This is a genomic window from Nocardioides renjunii, from assembly GCF_034661175.1.
Taxonomy (GTDB): domain Bacteria; phylum Actinomycetota; class Actinomycetes; order Propionibacteriales; family Nocardioidaceae; genus Nocardioides; species Nocardioides renjunii.
In genome coordinates this window covers 3,959,749-3,979,645 of sequence record NZ_CP141058.1, presented here as the reverse complement: position 1 = coordinate 3,979,645, position 19,897 = coordinate 3,959,749, and the positions used below count along the sequence as shown (strand labels likewise).

Below are 19,897 nucleotides of genomic sequence, written 5' to 3'. Positions count from 1 at the left end.
GGGAACACTCCCGTGCCTAAGACTTGCGACCCATCCGAGTACGTGACCTTCATCGTTGATCGCCGTAATGGAAGCGACTGGCCGATATGTCGAGGTAGGTAACACGGCGACGCCGTCTTCCTCGCTCCAGACGACGGCGTCTTGCGCGACGACCGAGCCTCTTGGACTCGACGTCAACCGGTCGATAGCGACCGTCCCGCCCTCGTTCATGTCAATCACCCGAGCGGTAACGGTGCTGCCATTGGGGAGCGTCACGCCACCGACCCCCGTGTCGATAACCCGTTCCGGGTCCGTCCAGACCACCGCAGTGCGCGGTGCCGCGTCCTCCCATGAGGTACCGGCCACCCAGCCGCTGTCACTTACAGCATCAACACTGGCGTCACTGGTCGAAGTCAACCCCTGCAAGACGAGCATGCGCGGTTCACAGCCCGCTTCGCTCGGCCGCGCCGGCGGTGACGCCGACACCACAGGGCCCGGTCCCCCCGCCGCGCAGAACATGACAAGAGCCAGACCGAGCGTCGCGATCGTGCGGGGACGCCGGCGGCGCAGCGACCCGACGCTGGTGCTCGATCGGTGATGTACCGGGTGCGGTGACATGCCTGCTCCTCGCGATGCGGAATTGCCACCGCCCCGCACAACCATCGTCACGGTCCCGAGCGCTCTCTGCAAGGCAGATTGAGGAAGTGGCGGACTCACCACGGAACCAGCCGGGATGAGTGCGTCTTACCGCCGCTTGTACGCGTCAATGTCACCCAGCCGCTTCATGGTGCGGTACATCTGCTCACCGCTGAATCTGCGCGACCGGGGGCTATAACGGGCGCCGTTGCGCCCGGAGTCAGTGCAAGCCGTTTCTCCCTGACGTCATTTCAAGGAACTCAGATCCAACTCCCACGCAACGACGGTGCGCTCTGGCCTGGCCATCGCAGCGCTATAACCAAACGTGCTGCGGTCCAGTCCACCCTGCCTCCAATGAAGCTAGAGCGTGTCATGTATTGCTTGACGCCGAGATGTGGCGCGACCATCAGTGGACGGGACCTTTGGTCCACGGAGCAACGGGGGTCCGCGGTGCTGAGACGAGTCGTCCTAGTCGGCATGATCGTGTTCATGGGCGTGTGGTTCGGGCCGCCCGCGCTCGCCGACGACGCCCCTGTACTCACGAGCGACGAGGACTCCATCTCGATGACCGCCTCGGACGACGGTGCCACCGCGGAGGTCTCACTCCAGAACCAGGGCCCTGATCCTCTCGACGTGACGGCTTCGGCAGGGACGGGCGCGGCGGAGGGATGCGCTGTCAGCGCTGGAGATGGCGCCCAGTTGAATCCCTACCGCGAGGAGGTATTCGAGATCTCGTTCTCTGCCGCCTGCGACATCGAGAGGACCGCGGGAACGCCGTTTGTTGTTGAGGTTGCGACCGCGCCCGATCCGTTCAAGCTGGTCGCCAAACCCCCCTCCGCGCCTAGCCCTAACTGGGACGACGCCATTACCGCATACGCGGTCGGTGCGGGTCTGTCGATGCTTGTTGCGATACTGACCTTCAGTCTGTGGAGGCTCCCGGACAACGCCCAGAAGAAGGGCTGGTGGATGCCACTGCCAGGGCTTGATGCGACGTGGAAGTTCGCCGACGGGTGGGCTACCAACGCGACCGTTCTGACGACGCTCGTAACCGCTGTCTTCGGTGCCGACAAGGTCACCGAGGCACTGCTGGGCGAGGGCGAAACACCCGACGTTCTGGCTGTTTCTCTCGTGGTCAGCGCGCTGTCCTTGGGGCTAGTCGGACTCAGCCCGATGATTGTGCAGGTCCTCCGCAGGCGGTGCCCCGAAGTGCCGGCCACGAAGGTCGGAGGCAAGGCCGTAACTGGCAGTGTCCCCTCAGGCCTCTACGTAACGAGTGCTGGCCTGCTTGTCGGCGCCGTCGTGACGCTCACGGCCACCTTTGGTCAACTCGCGAGCATTCTCCTAGCCGTGCTCAATACGGAGTTTGCGACCGACGGATTTATCCAGGCAATCGGAATCATCAGCGGATTGGTCCTGCTCGGATATGCGGTTGTGTCGACTCGCCAGAACCTGACCACCGGTGCCACGCCTCCACCTCCGGAGAAGACCACTGCCACGCCGGAGACGCGGCGAGCCGCTCACCATGTGCGCCGCGAGCTTGAGGCCTCAAATGGTGAACAGTTGCGGGTGGGTGAGACGTCGATACCGGTGGACCAGATCGACTCCCTGCTCGAAGAGGCTCTGGCCCCCCTTCCGCCGGTGAGCGCAAACCCCGCGAGCCGCGGTTCCGCCATCCTGTAAGGGCACCTCACGGATCCTCAGGGCATCGCTATTCTCCCGCTTCGAGTCGTTGAGTCTCCGCGTCTCAGTGACGGTGCGCCGTCCACCCCTCCGTCGCTTCAGCACCGCATGGGATCCAGAGTCGCCGACCTGCGTCCTTTCGCCGCCTGCCGACGCCTGCGGAGCGACGCTCGTGCCGATGAGCATGTGCCTGAAGTTCCCGGCCTGATCGGGACGGTAGCCCTGGGCGGAAGCGCGATGGGCGGCGCACACTCGACGCATGGGCACCCACAGACTGAGCACTGCTCACAGCTTGACGGTGGTGTCGCTGCTGCTGGGCAGCGCAGTTGCGTGTGCGGCAGAAGATTCGTCTGGCTCCCAAGGCGAGCTATCGGAAGAAGCAGCGGCTACCACCGAGACAGCAACCGAGGTCGGCACAATGCGAGAAACTGCCGACCAGGGGCCGGCGCCTTGCCCGTCGGAGCCGAAGCGCCTGCGGCGCTTGGGCGAAACCGTGACTCACCGTCTACCCGTGTACGGGACGCTCGACGATGTGTTCGTGAGTCGCACCGGCACGGCGACGGTCGCGTGGACCGTCTCGTTGGACGCCGGCGAGGTTCGAACCATGGACGTCCCGGCCGGGCCCGGTGACCCTCAGTCACCCGCGGGGCCTCCGGACCCAGAGCACCGCCAGGTGTTCCACGGGTCTGGCTTTCACAACGTCCTGGCTGCGGACGCAGCAGGTGTGCAGACGCTGGTGTGGTTCTCAGACGGGCTCGGCTACACCGGCGGACCGTCGCAGTTCAACGAGATCTTCGAGGTCACGGTCGCTGACCGGGGCCCGGCTGGCGGCGCGTGGTCGAGCTCGCCAGCGGTGCTGGGAGCCGGCTTCGTCTCGAGTCATGCGCTTGCGGTGAACCCGTCCGGCGCCGCTCTCATGTCCTGGGACCAGTTCGAGGGGCGACGCCAGCGCCTGTACACCTCCTACCGTCCGGCCGCCGGCGCAGGATGGGCGCCGGCGGAGCTGGTAGCGAAGGACGCGTCGCTGCAGGGAGCCGGTATCGACGATGCGGGGCGGGTCGTGTTGCTGTTTAGCCGCGGGATCAACGCCCGTGAACGCCTGTACGCCGTCCGCCGTACTGTCGAGGGTGGGTGGGGTTCCCCGGAACGTCTCCCCGGCGGCGGGTTCTTGGGGCACGACTTGACCGTCAGCCCCAACGGTTCCGCCGTGGTGCTGCGTGATCGCACTGGTTACGAAGGGGACCCAATGCCTGGGTCGCAGTTCACTGTACGGATGACCCCTTCAGGCCGCTGGCAGTCTCCGGTCCGGCACCCGGCCCCGAGTGATGGGTTCTTCTGGAATCCCGTAGGCACGGATGCGAATGGGCGAGCGCTGATGGGGTGGTGGGACGGTGGCCATCTGTTGGTCAGGTGGAGTCGCCCGGATGGCGAGTGGCGCCGCCCGTGCATCCTCGCCGTCGGCGTCACGCGCCCCCGTTCGGTGAATCCCGACGCGCAGCTCGCGGTGAACCGGCGCGGGGACGCTTTGGTGGTGTGGGCGGCCAAAGGCGAGAAGGCGCAGTTGCGGGCCAGGTACAAGCAAGCCGGACGAGGATGGACTGCGCCGTTGAACGTGACGCGCGAAGGCAGTCCTCCAGCGGATTACACCATCGCCCTTGGAGACAGCGGCCATGCGGCGGTCGGATGGATGCCGCGTAGTGGGCGTCAGTTCCATGTTCTGCGTGCCGAGCTCGCGGACACTGACTCGGGAGGCCGGCGCTGAAGGCCAACGTCCGCGCCGGCGCCAGGCTATGCACCTTGCCAGGACCTTGCGATGAATGACCCATTCCGCCGCGATCCGGTCCGACGATGAAGGCCAGCCACCGTAGTCGCATCCTTAGTGCGTTAGCCGCTCACTTGTGCCGCTGGCTCGAGGAGGCGCCGCTGCCGTCTGCGATCGAAGGAGCTGAAGCGGCGAGTGAGGCAACGTCACGCGCCCTTGGATGAACGACGAATAGACGTACAGGTAGCGAAGAGTGACCGCTACCCCACCCCCAAACAGAACAGCAACCGCCAACGCTGGCCACCAGGCACCCCAACCGTCCGGCCTGAGGAGAAGAAGGACAACCGGCGGGACAATCACCAGAGTTGAGACTAGTCCGAGGACCCGCAATCCGAGTCGAAAGCCTTCACCAGACTCAAGGACATCCAGTTGCTTCGAAGCATCTGCGACGTTCGAGCGGACACGCGAGAGTTCGTCGGACAGGACGGACGCCCGTTCGGTCGCACGCTCGATCTCTTGCTCGAGTGCGCGGTGTCGCCGACTGTCGCGACGCCGCACCTCAATCTCCAAATTCGCGAACTTGCATCGATGTTCGTCACTCCGCTCGGCCTCAGAACGCGCGAGTTCTTTCACCACGTGCGAGAACACGCTTTCTTTAAAGGTGTTGCCCGCAGGCGCTCCGTCTTGGCGCAGAGTGCCGACGCTAAGCGCACGGTCCCCCCAGGCGTTCACGAGTTCCTTGCACCGGGGCAGGTAGTCATCGACACGTTCCACGAACTCGCTGAAGAAGCCATGCAGCCTGACATCCATAGATTCGATCCTGCCGGCGGGCAGAGCGGGATCCTGACCCAACGCGTAGTCATCTAAGAACTGCGCTCCACTAGCTCGACGCTCCGCCCTACGTAGTCCATTCCGCCGCGAGAGCGGAAGTCCGCTCCGGCCCACTTGCAAGGCCGGCCTAGTCCTCACCGTGTGCGGACTGTGACGACGTCGGAGACCGACCGTGCGTGCCCGTCCGCGGCCGGGACCAGGAGGCGGACCTGAAACGTGCCGCGCACGTTCCATCGGTAGTCGATGTGGTCAGTGCCGTTCGTGGCGGTGAACAGCTCGGGTCCGAACTTCACCCAACGACCTCCGGCACGGATCTGAAGCTGTGCCCACACAGACTCCTGCGCATACCAGGCCGTGAAGTCCCCGTGGTAGTACTGAACTCGCCCGTTGAACCGAACGACCTGATTGAACCGCGGGGCGACGGTCGACACGGACAGCTTGGTGCGAGTCTTCGCCGGCTTGAGCTTGATCGACAGATCTGCCGAGATGGTCCCGCCGCCGGCCCCGTCTTCGTACGACCCCGTCAACGCTAGGCCGACCTTCAAGTCCTTCTTACTGAACACACACAGGTCGACGGACGTGAACCCGCTGCCGCTCAGTGCCTCGTAGTAGGCGATGTCAGTGGTCGTCTGGCCACCATTGCCGCCCGACTTGGCCTTAAGTTCGGCAAACCAACTCGTGGCGCCGGGCGGCAGATTCATGTCGTAGTTGACGCGGTAGTCGTAGCACTCTCCGGGCACCGCGACCGGGGTCGCGACGTCGAGGGTCGCGACCGCGTCGGCGTGCGCAACAGGGGAGGCGGTCACGGTCAACATGGACGCCAGGAGGCTTACGAAAGCGCCAGCCAGAAGATTGCGCATGCGCGATAGTAGGGCCGGTCAGGGGCCGCTGGGACTGTCGCACGAATCGGTGACACCTGGACCTAGCCCATTTCGCCGCCTGAGGACCCGGCATCACTCCTAGGTCAGTACTCGGTATTGGTCTCGAGCTTGTCGCCGTCCAGTGAGTCGGCCCACCGGTTCGGTCGCGCTCCTCGGGCACCTCCTTGGCAGCCGCCAGTCTCTGTAGTCGTCGAACTCCCGGCGCTGGGTAGGTCACCCACCATGTGCGTCCACCGCCGTCCCAAGGTTCAGCGCACGCCGGGGTCGGCGGCACAGCTACGCCAGGACGGCTTACAGGCCCTCATGGCGTGCGTGAGCGACGCACTTCGCGGGCTTGCCGGAGGTTGTGATGGACGCCTCGACGACGATCTCCCCGTTTGCGGGCCACAGGTTGGGGTAGTCAGAGCCGCCGCCGATGATGTCGCCGCCCGCGCTGTAGCAGACCACGCCAATGCGGGCGCTCTCGACCGCCTCGTCCGTGGGGTTGGTGAGGCGGAACTTCGCGTTGTAGCCGTCCGAGATGATCTCTGTGGTCTCGAAGGTGCCCAGGTCGGGGTAATCCTCCTCGGCAGAGCCGTAGTCGCTGATGGACGCGGTGGCCTCCACGGAGGCGATTTTGACCTTCGGGTCATCGAGGCTAAGCCAGACCGGAAGTACCAGCTCGTCGCCGTCACGGGCGACGCTCTCGACCTGCTCCTCGGTAGCCACGACCTGGCCCGACGCGTCGAGGAAGTTCATGGACACGGTGACGAACTCCCCCACCGGTCCAGCAGTGACCACTGCGATGCCCTGCACGTACTCGTCGCGCTGACCGAACCCGGTCTCCACGACCTCCACGCTTCCGGCGGAGGACCCAGAGGGCTCTTCTCCAAGGGTCGCGCTCCCGGCGGCGCTGTCAGTGCGGCTATCACTGGAGTCGCTTTCGCCACACGCGGTAAGCAGCATCAGGGTCGCAGTAGCGAGAGTGGTAAGGCCAAGGCGAGTCGTCTTCACGTGCATGACCGTAGTTCGAGGCGACGACCCCGGTTTCTTAACTTGTCACAGTCGGATAACAGAGCGCAGAGACACGTCTGAAGTCCTGTCGGTATAGCTGCGGTGTCAACGGCGGACCAGATGCCCGTCTCCAAAGGGACGACGCATCACCGCGCCGCCTGTCAGCCGCTGCTCTAAGCAGCCGACCTGCTGGAGAGGAGGCGTTGAAACAACTTCTTACCGAGCTCTGTCCTCACCAGCATATCTCTGGCGAGTCAGCAAGTTTGCGCAAACCCCGGACGACCTAACCCCAGATGTGTTCGCCTATGCTGCGTGATCAGCAATTCGTCCCTACCTAGTCCGGTCTCGAATCACCAGAACAGCGCTCGGCACCTCGCGCGGCCTCAGCAGCCGCGCAGTCGCCGCAAGGCAGGCCACGTTGCTATTGTCGCAGCGCTCGCTGCTGTAGCGCTGACGAGCTGCGCGGCCGCCGATGCCTCCAAGTCGTTCCCTGCAGACCAGGCCGAGTTCGTCGACGCCGTCAACACCGCCAAGGACGGCGCTGCCGACGCCAACGAGATGAAGGTCGTCCAACTCCGCGAAACCCGCAACGACGCCATCTGCGGAATTCTCCCCAAGAACCTGGCTGTCAAAGGCTGGTACGGCATCGTAAAGGGCCTAGATACCACTATGGGCGGCGACTCCGGCACGCTCGAGATCGAGCTTGACGACCGCATCGCAGTCGGCACCTGGAACAACGGATTCTCCGACGCGCTCGACGGGGCATCGTCACTCATCACACGCGACTCACCTGTCTACGGCAAGGTCGCAGACTTGAACGAAGGCGACCTGGTCGAGTTCAGCGGGAAGTTCATTAAAGATAAGAAGAACTGCGTCGGCGAGAAGTCCATCACCGATGTCGGCGGCGTCGAGTCACCCACCTTCGTGTTCGCCTTCACCGATGTCGCCGCCGCCGAATCACAGAAGTAGTAGCTGGAGCAAACCACGCCGATATTGACAGAGGTGGCTGTAGCAAACGTGCGTCACACCGCCGCTATCAACGCGGCAGCGGCGGATCGAACCAGAGAGACGAACAACGGTCTCTGACAGGTCGGACGGGGGCGTGGCAGCCCCTTGGACATCAGGATCCGGTTTACTGGGAGTGCAGGTCGGGTGGGGTCGGCCACTCAACTGGCCCGCAAGGCGTAGCAACGGGTGCGGTCGAGTGGGAGTTCTGAGGTCGGGTCGCCGTGCAAGCGGCTGCGAGATAGCAGAATGTGAGTGTTGGAAGGACTGTCTTACGAGGTTATGCATTGACGGCGTTGAGACGCTCAAGGAATTGCTCATTTGCCGCCTCGGTGGTGCTGGCGAAGGATGCGCGAGCTTGGCCTTCAACACGAGCCACCTCGCGCCGAACGATTTCGAGAAACCCGGGTGCTTCATGTGCAGACGAGCGAAGGTCACTTAACACGCAGGACCGAATAGGTAGAGCGGCGTCCGGTGCCGCGTTGAAGCATGCCCAGAGGCGATGACGACCGTTAGATACCTGCTCATCCCCAGGATCGAAATCCGCGCTCATCGTAGTTTGCTTCCCAAACGAGGCGATGATTGTGCGTGCGCGCTCGTCGGTCGGGAGCTGAGCCGGGACCAGCACTGTGCCCCAACCGTCTTGTTCGACCCTCGCAGTGGGTAGTCGCAGGGACGCCTGGGTTAGAAACCGAGCGATCTGGCCCCAATCGATCTCGTCTCGATCCGCATGTCGTACCCGTCCATCGTCAAGGTGCGGATCGATCAACGAGGGGACGTCTCGACGGCGTGCGACCCAGAGGTCACTCGGCTGCCAGACGATCCACGGGACAGGGAGTGTCATGGCCCCATTCTCGGCGATTGAGCTTCTTGCGACCGTCAGGGACACCCGCCTAAGTTGCCCGCGTCATAGTGCCGCGTCCGTCCGGGGTGCGGCATTGCGCCGCTAATGAGCAGGCCAGCGCCGCCGGACCCCGACGGCCCGGCGGCGTACTGCAGCAGACCTCAGCCCCGCTTCGCCGGCGAGAAGATCAGCACCGTGAACACCACCGTCACCACGACTCCGGCAGCGACGAGGACCTTGAGTGCGGCCGGAACGTCGACGAAGAACGCGGGCAGTGAGGTCAGGGTGACGACGATCAGGCTGGCGGCGGTCAGGCGGGCGGCGGGGCGGCTGCCGGTGCGCCAGGCCATGATGCCGGCGACGAGGGCGACGGCGGCGAGGACCGTGCAGACCCAGAGGATCGCCACCGGCGGACCGTCCTCCCCGTTGGGAGTCGGCATGAAGGCGCTGGGCAGGTTCGTCAGCGCGTAGAAGATCGCGATGCCGAGGCCGACCTTGTTCTTGGTGCTCCAGGTGGTGGGCGTGGAGGTGACGGCGGGTGCGGTGGTGGTCATCAGAAGCTCCTTGGTCGGGTGGTGGTGCTTCCAGAGTCGTGGCGCGCCCGCCGGCGGGCATCGGCGCACGTTCCCCATCATCGAGGACGACTCCCGGGTCGGGTAGGTGCAGGATCCCGGGCCAAAGGCGCCTCGAGGCAGGACGATGAGCACATGAGCCCGATCCGCGTCGTCCTGGTCGACGACCACCCGGTCGTCCTCGGCGGGTTGCGAGCGCTGCTGGAGTCGCTGCCGGACTTCGAGGTGGTCGGGACGGCGACGGACGGCGAGGCGGGCGTGCGCGAGGTCGTGCTGACCAAGCCGGACGTCGTGCTGATGGACATCCGGATGCCGGGGATCGACGGGCTGGATGCCACCCGCCGGATCCGGGAGCGCGCGAGCGGCGTACCGGTCCTCGTGCTCACCATGTTCGACGACGACGACACGGTGTTCGGGGCGATGCGCGCGGGCGCCCAGGGCTACCTGCTCAAGGGGGCTGACCAGGCGGAGATCGATCGGGCGATCCGGGCCGTCGTCGCAGGGGAGGCGATCTTCAGCCCGGGCGTCGCCCAGCGGGTGCTCGGCTACTTCGCCGTACCACCGCCGGTGGCCGAGCCGTTCCCCGAGCTCACCGCTCGCGAGCGCGAGGTCCTCGACCTGATGGCCGCGGGCGAGCGCAACCAGGCCATCGCGGACCGGCTCTTCCTCTCACCGAAGACCGTCGCCAACCACATCTCCTCGATCTTCGTGAAGCTCGCCGTCGCCGACCGGTCCGCCGCCATCGTGCGTGCGCGGCGCGAGGGGCTCGGCGGGTCATGACGCCCGTCCTCGCGGCCACGGCCTTCCTCGGCGTGGTGACGACGGCGTCGGGCTGGTTCATCCGGCAGAGTGGCCGGTCTCGGTGGTCTGCCGCCTGCCTGGTGCTCGGTGGCGTCACGCTGCTCCTCGGGTGCGCGGCCGTCGTGCTCGACCTGGACGGCGTCCCCTCGCCGGTCCTCCGGCTGGCCGGCTGCCTGCTGCTGCCGCTCGCCGTGCTGGCGTACCCCCGCCTCTCCTGGCGCGAGCCCGTCGCCTTCGTCCTGCTCGTGGTCGTCGTCGGCGCCGGCGCGCTGAGCGTGGCGTGGGAGGACTCGTTCGAGCTGATGGGGTTCGTCCTCGTCGGTGCACTGCTGGTCCACGTGTGGTGGGCGCTCGAGCAGGGTGACGTCGAGTACCGCCGCGCACTGACCTGGAGCTCGTTGGCGTGGATCAGTGCCGGGATCGCTGCGCCGTTCGCAGGCTTCCTCAGCGAGTCGGCGGGAGTCATGACCTTTCCCGACCTCGGCGCGGCCTTCGTCGCCGTCATGGCCCTCGGCCCGGTGGCGATGGTCGTCGGTGTGGTGCGCCCCGAGGTGGTCGACGTACGCGGTCTCGTGACGCGCGCCGTCGTGGCGGCGACCGTCGTGGTGGCGTACGTCGCCGTCGCGGTCGGGCTCACCTCTGCGGTCGAGGCGGCCCGGGGTCGCCCGCTGGAGGCCACGCCCACGATCGTGCTCTGCGCGGTGCTCGCCTTCGGGGTGCGCCCGCTGCAGGTGCTGCTGCGCGGCGTCGTCGACCAGCTGCTGTTCGGCGACCGACCCGACCCGCTGGCGGCCGCGACGTCGCTGGCGGACCGCATCGGTGACGACCCGGCGCTCGCGCTGGACGCCGTGCGCGAGGCGCTCGTGCTGCCCTACGCGAGCATCCGTGCCGGCGGGGAGGTGCTGGCGTCGTCGGGGACAGCGGTCACGCACACGCGGGTGCTGCCGTTGCGGCTCGGCGACGACGAGGTGGGCGAGGTCGTCGTCGGCCTGCGGGCCGGCGACTTCGGGCTGTCGGCCGCGGACGAGGACGTGCTGCGGATCGTCGCGCCCCTGCTGGCGCAGACCCTGCGTGCGCGGCAGATGAGCCGGGACCTGCAGAAGTCGCGCGAGGCCGTCGTGGCCGCCGTCGAGGAGGAACGCCGCCGGCTGCGGCGCGACCTGCACGACGGCCTCGGGCCGACGCTCAGCGGCGTGGCCTTCGCGACCGATGCCGCGCGCAACCAGGTGCGGTCCGACCCCGACAAGGCCGACGCGCTGCTCGTGCATCTCCGCGCCGACACCGCCGAGGCGATCACCGAGATCCGGCGACTGGTCGAGGGCCTGCGACCGCCGGCGCTCGACGAGCTTGGCCTCGAAGGGGCGATCCGGCAGCACGCGGCGACCCTGCACTCGGCCGCCGGCACGCCGCTGCCAGTGACGGTCCGGGTGCCCGAGCCGTTGCCCGCACTGAGCGCGGCCACCGAGGTGGCGGCGTACCGCATCGTCGTCGAGGCGCTGACGAACGTCGTACGCCACTCGGCCGCCTCGCACGCCGACGTGTCGCTCCACGTCGAGGACCATTCGCTCGTCCTGGCGGTGCGCGACGACGGCGGGTCTGCGAACGGCTGGACCCCGGGCGTCGGGATCACGTCAATGCGTGAGCGGTCGCTGCAGGTCGGCGGGACGCTGACGGCGTACGCCACGCGCGACGGCGGTCTGGTCGAGGCGTCGATCCCGCTGGGGCCGTCGGAGTGAGGCTCAGTAGTCCTCCATCACGCCCCACGGCAGCGGCACGACGTACCACTCCTCGACGTCCTGGACGGCTGCCGTCGCGCGGACGCCGGTGACTTTCTCGCTCATCGCCTGGGCGACTGCGGACCAGTCGGCCGTCTCGACCATGGGGCCTTCGAGGTCGTCCCACGCGAGGGCAGCGAGGTGGCGCACCTCGGCCGGGATCTCGTCGAGGCTGTCGACGAAGGCGTACTCGAAGGCGTCGAAGACGATCTCGCCGTCGCGGGCGTAGCCGAAGCGGGTCATCGCCTCGATGTTGTCCGTCGCGACGGCGCTGACCGCGCCGCCCTGCGACAGCGCCGCGAGGAGGCGCTTGGGCGGGTCCGCGAAGCCGGTGTCCTCCCAGGCCACCACGCCGTCGCCCACCTGGAGGAAGGAGTACGCCGACGCGTTGCCGTTCATCATGGCGCCCTCGTCGGCGGCGGTCGCTGGTCGTGCGTCGGGACCGAGCAGGCGAAGCCGGGCCTCCTCCACGGTCATCGGCGCCGCGACGATCCACGTGCCCTCGCCGAGACGGTCGTCGCCCCGGGCGTGCAGGTAGTGGTCGACGAGCTCGCGGTCGTCGGGCGACAGCGCGGCGAGGTTGGCGTCCAGCTGGGTGCGGTCGAGCTCCGGAGGCTCGTACGTCGGCGACGCGGTGGGAGCCCGTTCGATGTGCGTCGGGGTCGGCTCCGGCGGGCTCTCGTCGTTGCCGCCATTGAGCCCGTCGACTCTCGACGTGCCCTCGGACGAGTCCTGGTCTCCGCAGCCGCCCAGTGCAAGCACGCCGAGGACCAGCAGTGCGGCGGCGGTGCGCCGTCCCCGGGAACGCATGTCAGTCAGTGTCGCCCACCGAGGGCACCCGCGCGGGACGTTGGCTGTGCCCGGACCTCGGTTTGGCCCTCGGGACGATGCGACCGGGCCCGATGGGCAGTCCCTGTCCGTCAGCCCTGCGGACCAAGCCGCGCCTGGCGACCAGGTGCTCGAGCAGGACGGTGCCACCGTCTACGTCGAGGAGACGGCATCCGTGATGCTGGCCGACAAGGTGCTCGACGGCGGCGTGGACGACGAGGGCAACGTCGAGTTCGCGCTGGGCCAGCAAGTCTGATCTGCTGCTGCGAGGAGGCCCGGACCCCCACCGGTCGGTGGCTCCTGACGTTTGTCCCCCCAGAACCAGGTCGCCTGGCGTGCCGACCCCAAGACCCGCGCCCGGTGTCGTCGGCTGTCTCGCGCTGCTTACTACGATGCGCCGGTGACAGCGAACAGCGCACCAGACGGATCCATCTCTGACAAGGCGGGGTTAGGCGCGTTCCTGGCGGGACTGTTGCTGGTCACGTTGGCAGGCATCCTCGTAGCTCCAGGATTCTCTGCGAGCTTCTGTGGCCTCTTTGTCGATGCGAACGATCCGGTTCGATCGATCACCACCATGGCTCGGGACTCCACCATGGCAACTGGAGACAACTCAGACTGGGCCCTGAATCAAGTTGGTATGTGCGTCGACTCCAACGCGCTGACCGGTGAGCGACCTTCCTTCCCGTCGACTTTCGCGCTGGCGTTCATGTCGATGATGCTCGGCCTCCTCGGCGGATTGACTGCCTTGGCCGGTCGGCTCTGGCCGTCGGCGCGGCGCATGGTTCCGCAAGCGTTGAACGAGGTTGTCGCCGGCGGGTCACTTGGATTGGCCGGGCTGGCGCTCGGCAGCATGCTCAGCTGGGGATATGCCTTCGTAGTGCTTTTTGGTCTAGTCGCTTCCTGTCTAGTGATCATGTGGATTCTGCGCCGGGCTTCTAGATGGCTTGCGGTGGTGCTGTTGTCCATCTTGGTGCTTGCCCTTGGCGCGTTCATCGCGGCCGAAACCTCGTCATCGAGGAACGCTTGGGACCATGCCCTGGTCGTGTTTGTGGTCCTGACGCTTCTTGCCGCTGCGGCGATAGTGACTGCCAGGGTCTGCAGCGAATTCCGGCTGTGGCGGGCGGAGTCACAGGAAGCAGCCCGGGCCGTCGCTGAGTAGGCGGCCTAAGGCGGGATCGCCGGATCTGAGACTGGCTCCCCGGCTCCGACGGGCCCGCTGGTGTTCCTCAGCCAGCGGTTGGCTCGCGAGGGCGGTCAGGTTGGTAAAGCCAGGACTCCGCGCCGTCGCGGGCGAGCGCCCAGCCGACGAGGACCACCGCTGCGTGCTTGAGCCCCGCCTCCTCGACCTGGTCGGCGATGTCGGCGAGCGTGGCGCGGAGGACCAGCTCGTCCGGCTGTGAAGCGCGGTGGACGACGACGGCGGGGCAGTCGGCGCCGTACTCGTCGACCAGCGACGCCGCGAGCTCGCGGGTGCGGGTGATGGCGAGGTGGAGGACGAGCGTCGCGCGGGTCGCGGCGAAGGCGGCCAGTGACTCGGTCGAAGGCATCGCGGTCGACCGGGCTTGCGTACGGGTCAGGACCACCGACTGCGCGACCAGCGGGACCGTGAGCTCGCGGCCGACGGCGGCGGCAGCGGCGGCGTATGCCGGGACTCCTGGGCACACGTCCCATGCGACGCCCGCCGCGTCGAGGCGCGCGGTCTGCTCGGAGAGGGCGGAGTAGAGGGACGGGTCGCCGGAGGTGAGGCGGACGACCTCGAGCCCCTCGGCGTTCGCGGACACCATGACGGCGGTGATCTGGTCGAGGTCGAGGCGCTGGGTGTCGACCTGGCGGGCGTCGGGGCAGTGGGAAAGGACCTCGGTGTCGAGGTAGGTCCCCGGGTAGAGCACGACGTCGGCTGCAGCGAGCAGGGACGCCGCGCGCAGTGTGATGAGGTCGGCCGCACCCGGTCCGGCTCCGACGAAGTGGACGGTCACTCCACGAACCTCGGCGTCCAGACCTGGCCGGCGGCGGTCACGGTGGTCGATGAGGCGCCGACGATGAGCAGGCACTTCATGTCGACCGTGTCGGCGTCGAGCTCGGCGAGGGTGGTCACGGTCAGCGACTCCTCGTCGCGGCCGACGTCGCGGCCGACCACCACGACCGTGTCGGGGCTGCGGTGCTCGAGGAACAGCTTCTGCAGGTCGGCGACCTGGGTGGTGCGGCTGCGCGAGGCGGGGTTGTAGACCGCGAGCACCAGGTCGGCCTCGGCGATCGCGCGCAGGCGCCTCTCGATCACCGGCCACGGCTTGAGCCGGTCGCTCAGCGACACGACCGCGAAGTCCGCGCCGATCGGGGCCCCGGCCTTGGCCGCGACGGCCTGGACGGCGCTGACGCCGGGGAGGACCTCGACGGGTACGTCGGGGTAGTCGGCCGCTGCCTCGAACACGGCACTCGCCATCCCGAAGACTCCGGCGTCGCCGCCCGAGACAACGGCCACGCGCTCGCCGCGCTGGGCGAGGTCGAGGGCGAGGCGGGCGCGGTCGACCTCGACGGTGTTGCCGGAGGCGTGGCGGGTGAGGCCCTCGCGCTGCGGGACGCGGTGGACGTAGGGGGCATAGCCGACCACGTGGTCGACGTTGCTGAGCGCCTCGGCGGCCTCGGGGGTGACCCACGTGTCCGGGCCGGGGCCGAGGCCGATGACGCGGAGGGTGGTGGGTCTCGATACGCCCGCTCGTTCCTCGCGGGCTACTCGACCAGCGAGGCAGGGGTCGGGTCTCGATACGCCCGCTCGTTCCTCGCGGCCTACTCGACCAGCGAGGGGGTCCTCGCGGGCTGCTCGACCAGCGAGGGAGGAGCCCGACGAGGCCCTTCGGCCGTGGGGGTCCTCCGCCACGCTGTCGCCCGGGACGACGATCAGCGAGAAGTACGGCACCGACGCGGGGTCGACGTCGACCACGGGCATCCAGCGCTCGGCGGGCATCGAGGCGCGCTCGACGTACAGCGCGTGCTGGAGGCGGCCGGCCTGGCGCAGCGCGTCGACGACGCCGGGGAAGGTGCGGCCGAGCTTCATGATGATCGCGCCGTCGGTGTCGGCGAGGCGGCGGGCCAGCTCGGGGACCGGGAGGGTGCCGGGCAGCACGGTGAGGACGTCGGTCTGGCGCACCAGCGGCGAGGCGAGGACGGCGGTCGCGGCGGCGAAGGCAGGTACGCCGGGGACGACCTCGGTCTCGAAGCGCGGGGAGAGGCGGTCGTGGAGGTACATGAAGGAGCCGTAGAACAGGGGGTCGCCCTCGGCCAGCACGACGACGGTCCGCCCGGCCTCGAGGTGGGCGCCCAGCCGCGCGGCGCACTGCTCGTAGAACTCAGCCATGGCGCCGGCGTACCCGCCCGGGTGCGCGGTCGGGCCGGTCGTGACGGGGTAGCGGAGCTCCTCCTCGACCGCGGTGTCCGGGATGAGGTCGGCGGCGATCGTGCGCGCGTTGGAGGTCTTGCCGACGCCGGCGTGGAAGGCGATCACGTCGGCGGACCCGATGAGGCGCGCTGCCTTGAGGGTGATCAGCTCGGGGTCACCGGGGCCGAGGCCGACGCCGTAGAGCCGGCCGTGCAGCCGCCCGGTCACTCCCGCTCCTGGGCCAGCGCGTTGAGGGCGGAGGCGGCCATCGCCGAGCCGCCGCGGCGGCCGCGGACGGTGAGGAAGGGGACGTCGATCGGGGCCTCCTCGAGCGCCTGCTTGGACTCGGCCGCGCCGATGAAGCCGACGGGTACGCCGACGATGGCGGCCGGTCGCGGCGCCCCGTCGAGCAGCATCTCGAGGAGGTGGAAGAGCGCGGTGGGGGCGTTGCCGATCGCGACGACCGCGCCGTCGAGGCGGTCCGCGAGGAGGGACAGCGCGGCGGCGGAGCGGGTGGTGCTCATCGTCCGCGCCAGCGCCGGGACCTCCGGGTCGCGCAGCGCGCAGAGGACGTCGTTGTCGCGGGGAAGGCGGGCGCGGGTGACGCCGCTCGCGACCATGTGGGCGTCGGTGATGATCGGCGCGCCGGCCTCGAGCGCCGTACGCGCTGCCGCAACGAGCCGCGGGTGGACGACGAGGTCGCGGGTGAGGTCGGTCTGGCCGGTGCCGTGGACCATGCGGACGGCGACGCGCTCGGCGTCGGCGGGCAGGTGGTCGAACGACGCCTCCCGGCGGATCGTCGCGAACGACTCGTCGTAGATCGCGGCGCCGTCGTCGACGTAGTCGTAGCGGCGCGGCGGGCGCGCGGGAAGGCTCATCACTGCTCCTCGGGGTTCTCGCCCCTGGTCGGCGGGTACGTCGCGCGGGCAGTGTCTGGCTGGTCCCTCCGATGTGTTGGAGGGAGTGACAGTGGCGGAACCGCCCCGGACTCGCACCGGGTTCCTGCGTCGCGTGACGGGGGCAGCCTAGGGCAGTCCCTGTCCGGTGTCGCCGCTGGTGACTAGGGTCCGGACATGGACATGGACATGATCAGGAGCGCGCAGATCGCCGAGGCCGGGCTGACCGACTGGCGCAAGCTGGCCCAGGGCCTGCACGCCCGCTACGTCGTGGACGACTTCGCCGGGGCCGTGCGTCTCGTCGCCGCCGTCGGCAAGGCGGGCGACGCGGTCGGCCACCACCCGCGCGTCGTGATCGGTCGCGGGCACGTCGACCTCGAGCTGGTCACGCCCGACGCGATCTACCGCGACGACGACGGCACGGAGTACGTCGTCGAGTGGCCGACGCAGCAGGACGTCGACCTCGCGCGCCGGATTTCCGAGGTCGCCGCCGACCAGGGTCTCGCCGCCGACCCGGCCGCCGTGAGCGAGATCGAGCTCGGGCTCGACACCGCGCAGTCCGCGACCATCGCGCCGGTCTGGGCGGCGCTGCTGACCGGCGACGGTGACTCCGTGGGTCGCGGGTCGCCCGGCGACGAGGTCCGCGACGCGACGGTGCGGGTGCCGAACCTGTGGTTCGACGACGGCGCGTCCGACTCGTCCGAGGGTCAGCGGTTCCACCTCGAGGTCTACGTCGCGGCCGAGGCGCGCGAGCAGCGGATCGCTGCCGCGGTCGCCGCGGGCGGGACCGTCGTGGACGACAGCGACGCGCCCGGGATGACGGTCATCGCCGACCAGGACGGGAACCGGGGTGTCATCTGCGTGGACGTGGCGGCGGTCGGCTGATCGGGTCTCGATACGCCCGCTCGTCCCTCGCGGGCTACTCGACCAGCGAGGGGGTCTCGATACGCCCGCTCGTTCCTCGCGGGCTACTCGACCACCGACACGAGGGACTTCCACGGGGTGACGACCAGCTGCTCCCCGAGCGTGCAGGCAACGTTGCTCCCAACGACACCACCCTCGATCGGCACGTGCACGACTCCTGACACCACCTCGCCGTAGGCCGGGGGGCCCGACGACACGAGCGCCCGCGGGTCCGGCTGCTCCGATGGCCCGAAGCCCGGCACCTCGTCGACGTGCCACGCCGCTCCGCGGACCTCCTGGAAGTCCCGCGCCAGCTCGGTCAGGCGGGCGGCCGCCTCGGTCAGCGGGACCACCGGTCCCCAGCGGTCGCTGCCGACCCGCAGCTGAGCGGTGTCCGCGGACAGGGCGACCAGGCCCAGGTCGGTCGAGCGGGAGGTGAGGTCGCCGCGGCCGTCGTCGAGGACGAGGAGGAACCGCCCCGACAGGTCGGCGAGCGACGGCATCGCGCACATCCGCTCGTCCAGCTCGCGGGTGACCGGCCGCAGGTCGGCGCGACCGCCCACCAGCCCGGTCAGCGGCGAGACGAGCACGTTGCGGACCAGCTCGTGCGCGGGGTACGGGAGCAGGCCGGTCGCGCGGATCGCCTCGACCACCGCGTCCGGCAGGGCGCCGTCGATCGACGGCAGCGCGCGCAGCTGGAGGTTGGCCCGCTTGGTCAGGTGCACCCGCCCGTCGCCGTACGACTCGGCGAGGTCGAGCAGCGCCAGGAGGGTCGTACGGGTGAGGTGGCCGCCGGGGACCCGGAGGCGGACGAGCGCGCCGTCGTCGGCCGGCCAGGGGCGGAAGACGCCCGGGCAGAGGTCGCCGCGGGTCCGGTCGGTCATGGGGCGAGATCTTGGCACGGCCTTGGTTTCGGCACGCTCGTTCCTCGCTGCTCAACCATCGTTGGAGGGTCAGGCGAGAGACCGGCTAGGCTCGCGGCACCACTCCGCGTGGGACCCAGGAACCCGGTGCAAGCCCGGGGCGGTTCCGCCACTGTGAGGCCTGCCGAGCGCAGGCCGTAGCCAGACACTGGCCCACGCGGATCCCATCACGAGGGGCGAGAACCCCGAGGAGGATCCGTGCGGATCGCGCTGTTGCCGAAGACCGTCCTGTCCGTCACCGCTGTGCTCGTCCTGAGCGGTTGCGCCGGGGCTCCGGAGGCGGACAGCGCGTCCGATCCGGGCCCGGCCGACACGAGCGGCAGCGCGTCGATCTTCCCCGTCGAGGTCACGAGCTGCGGGCGCACCACGACGCTGGCGGCGCGGCCGCGCCGGGCCGTCACCCTCAACCAGGGTGCGACCGAGGTCGCCCTCGCCCTGGGCGTCGAGGACCAGCTCGCCGGCACCGCCTACCTCGACGACGCCGTCCCAGCCAAGTGGCAGGCGGCCTACGAGTCGGTCGACGTGCTCGCTGAGGAGTACCCCTCCCGCGAGGACCTCCTCGCGGCCCAGCCGGACTTCGTCTACGCGTCCTACGGCAGCGCCTTCGACGCCAAGGTGGCGGGCACGCGCGACGAGCTCGACGCGGCGGGCACGCCGTCGTACCTCTCGCCCTTCGGGTGCGAGGAGGCCGCCGACCGGCCCGAGCCGTCCTTCGACGCGGTCTGGGACGAGGTCGAGTCGGTCGCGACCGCCTTCGGCGTCCCCGAGCGGGCCGAGCAGCTCGTCGCCGAGCAGCAGGCGCTGCTCGACGGGATCGAGGAGACCGCGGCGGGCACGGGGCTCGACGTCCTCTGGTTCGACTCCGGCGACCGCACGCCGTACGTCGGCGCGGGCGGCGGCGGGCCGCAGCTCGTGCTCGACGCGGTCGGCGCGACCAACGTCTTCGGCGGCCTCGACGACGGCTGGGCCGACGGCACGTGGGAGAAGGTCGTCGCCGCGAACCCCGACGTGATCGTGCTCGCCGACGCCTCCTGGTCGAGTGCCGAGGACAAGATCGACTACCTGGAGGCCGACCCGGTCCTCCGGCAGCTCGACGCCGTCGCCGCCGAGGCGTACGTCGTCGTCCCCTTCTCGGAGACCACACCGGGGGTGCGTCTCGCCGACGGCGCCGCCTCGGTCTCCGACCAGCTCCTCGAGCTCGCCGCCGCACGGTGA

Annotated in this window: 18 protein-coding genes and 2 riboswitches; of the genes, 9 read left to right on the top strand and 9 right to left on the bottom strand. The window is 68.9% G+C overall.

The window, feature by feature from the left end; all coding sequences use genetic code 11:
- Nucleotides 1-1,092 precede the first annotated feature (1,092 nt).
- Complete coding sequence (locus SHK17_RS19090) at nt 1,093-2,295, top strand: hypothetical protein (RefSeq protein WP_322920371.1); 1,203 nt, start codon at nt 1,093-1,095, stop codon at nt 2,293-2,295.
- A gap of 511 nt (nt 2,296-2,806) precedes the next feature.
- The gene (locus SHK17_RS19085) at nt 2,807-4,057 is read left to right on the top strand and encodes a hypothetical protein (protein ID WP_322920370.1); all 1,251 of its coding nucleotides are present in this window, start codon (nt 2,807-2,809) and stop codon (nt 4,055-4,057) included.
- A gap of 114 nt (nt 4,058-4,171) precedes the next feature.
- Here SHK17_RS19085 and SHK17_RS19080 read toward each other — a convergent pair whose 3' ends face one another.
- The 3 genes from SHK17_RS19080 to SHK17_RS19070 all read right to left on the bottom strand — a co-directional run bounded on the left by SHK17_RS19080 (nt 4,172) and on the right by SHK17_RS19070 (nt 6,762).
- Entirely contained in the window at nt 4,172-4,867 is a 696-nt protein-coding gene (locus tag SHK17_RS19080) for a hypothetical protein (RefSeq protein ID WP_322920369.1), read from the bottom strand.
- A gap of 155 nt (nt 4,868-5,022) precedes the next feature.
- Nucleotides 5,023-5,748, bottom strand: coding sequence for a hypothetical protein (locus tag SHK17_RS19075; protein WP_322920368.1), 726 nt, complete (start codon nt 5,746-5,748; stop codon nt 5,023-5,025).
- Nucleotides 5,749-6,060: 312 nt separating this feature from the next.
- Complete coding sequence (locus SHK17_RS19070; protein WP_322920367.1) at nt 6,061-6,762, bottom strand: hypothetical protein; 702 nt, start codon at nt 6,760-6,762, stop codon at nt 6,061-6,063.
- Between the two features lie 312 nt (nt 6,763-7,074).
- Between SHK17_RS19070 and SHK17_RS19065 the strand changes: the two genes are divergently transcribed.
- Nucleotides 7,075-7,731 carry a hypothetical protein gene (locus SHK17_RS19065; protein ID WP_322920366.1) on the top strand — a complete coding sequence of 219 codons (657 nt, stop codon included), beginning with the start codon at nt 7,075-7,077 and terminating at the stop codon, nt 7,729-7,731.
- 1,041 nt (nt 7,732-8,772) lie between these two features.
- On the opposite strand, the gene SHK17_RS19060 is transcribed toward SHK17_RS19065, so the two are convergent.
- Complete coding sequence (locus SHK17_RS19060) at nt 8,773-9,165, bottom strand: hypothetical protein (RefSeq protein WP_322920365.1); 393 nt, start codon at nt 9,163-9,165, stop codon at nt 8,773-8,775.
- Nucleotides 9,166-9,318: 153 nt separating this feature from the next.
- Here SHK17_RS19060 and SHK17_RS19055 point away from each other — a divergent pair, with 153 nt between their 5' ends.
- Nucleotides 9,319-9,963 carry a response regulator transcription factor gene (locus tag SHK17_RS19055; protein WP_322920364.1) on the top strand — a complete coding sequence of 215 codons (645 nt, stop codon included), beginning with the start codon at nt 9,319-9,321 and terminating at the stop codon, nt 9,961-9,963.
- Complete coding sequence (locus SHK17_RS19050) at nt 9,960-11,720, top strand: sensor histidine kinase (protein WP_322920363.1); 1,761 nt, start codon at nt 9,960-9,962, stop codon at nt 11,718-11,720. Before SHK17_RS19055 ends, SHK17_RS19050 begins: the two co-directional genes overlap by 4 nt.
- Nucleotides 11,721-11,723: 3 nt before the next feature.
- Here the strand turns inward: SHK17_RS19050 and SHK17_RS19045 are convergent, their stop codons facing one another.
- Nucleotides 11,724-12,569 (bottom strand): DUF6461 domain-containing protein, encoded by an 846-nt coding sequence (locus SHK17_RS19045; RefSeq protein WP_322920362.1) that lies wholly within the window; start codon nt 12,567-12,569, stop codon nt 11,724-11,726.
- 145 nt (nt 12,570-12,714) lie between these two features.
- On the opposite strand from SHK17_RS19045, the gene SHK17_RS19040 reads away from it, so the two are divergent.
- A complete protein-coding gene (locus SHK17_RS19040; RefSeq protein ID WP_322920361.1) occupies nt 12,715-12,843 on the top strand; it encodes a hypothetical protein in 129 nt (42 codons plus the stop codon).
- Between the two features lie 144 nt (nt 12,844-12,987).
- Entirely contained in the window at nt 12,988-13,746 is a 759-nt protein-coding gene (locus SHK17_RS19035) for a hypothetical protein (RefSeq protein WP_322920360.1), read from the top strand.
- A gap of 67 nt (nt 13,747-13,813) precedes the next feature.
- Here the strand turns inward: SHK17_RS19035 and SHK17_RS19030 are convergent, their stop codons facing one another.
- The 3 genes from SHK17_RS19030 to SHK17_RS19020 are packed head-to-tail and all read right to left on the bottom strand — an operon-like array spanning nt 13,814 to nt 16,838.
- Entirely contained in the window at nt 13,814-14,563 is a 750-nt protein-coding gene (locus SHK17_RS19030) for a cobalt-precorrin-4/precorrin-4 C(11)-methyltransferase (RefSeq protein WP_322920359.1), read from the bottom strand.
- Entirely contained in the window at nt 14,560-16,188 is a 1,629-nt protein-coding gene (locus SHK17_RS19025; protein WP_322920358.1) for a precorrin-2 C(20)-methyltransferase, read from the bottom strand. The genes SHK17_RS19030 and SHK17_RS19025 overlap by 4 nt, the downstream gene beginning before the upstream one ends.
- Entirely contained in the window at nt 16,185-16,838 is a 654-nt protein-coding gene (locus SHK17_RS19020; protein ID WP_322920357.1) for a precorrin-8X methylmutase, read from the bottom strand. The genes SHK17_RS19025 and SHK17_RS19020 overlap by 4 nt, the downstream gene beginning before the upstream one ends.
- Nucleotides 16,839-16,887: 49 nt before the next feature.
- Nucleotides 16,888-16,965: riboswitch (cobalamin riboswitch) on the bottom strand.
- A gap of 68 nt (nt 16,966-17,033) precedes the next feature.
- Between SHK17_RS19020 and SHK17_RS19015 the strand changes: the two genes are divergently transcribed.
- Nucleotides 17,034-17,741: a 4a-hydroxytetrahydrobiopterin dehydratase gene (locus tag SHK17_RS19015; RefSeq protein WP_322920356.1), complete on the top strand. Its 708-nt coding sequence runs from the start codon at nt 17,034-17,036 to the stop codon at nt 17,739-17,741.
- An 83-nt stretch (nt 17,742-17,824) separates the two neighbouring features.
- Here the strand turns inward: SHK17_RS19015 and SHK17_RS19010 are convergent, their stop codons facing one another.
- Nucleotides 17,825-18,643 (bottom strand): nitrite reductase, encoded by an 819-nt coding sequence (locus SHK17_RS19010; protein ID WP_322920355.1) that lies wholly within the window; start codon nt 18,641-18,643, stop codon nt 17,825-17,827.
- A 71-nt stretch (nt 18,644-18,714) separates the two neighbouring features.
- Nucleotides 18,715-18,853: riboswitch (cobalamin riboswitch) on the top strand.
- Nucleotides 18,854-18,880: 27 nt separating this feature from the next.
- Here SHK17_RS19010 and SHK17_RS19005 point away from each other — a divergent pair.
- Nucleotides 18,881-19,897: an ABC transporter substrate-binding protein gene (locus SHK17_RS19005; protein WP_322920354.1), complete on the top strand. Its 1,017-nt coding sequence runs from the start codon at nt 18,881-18,883 to the stop codon at nt 19,895-19,897.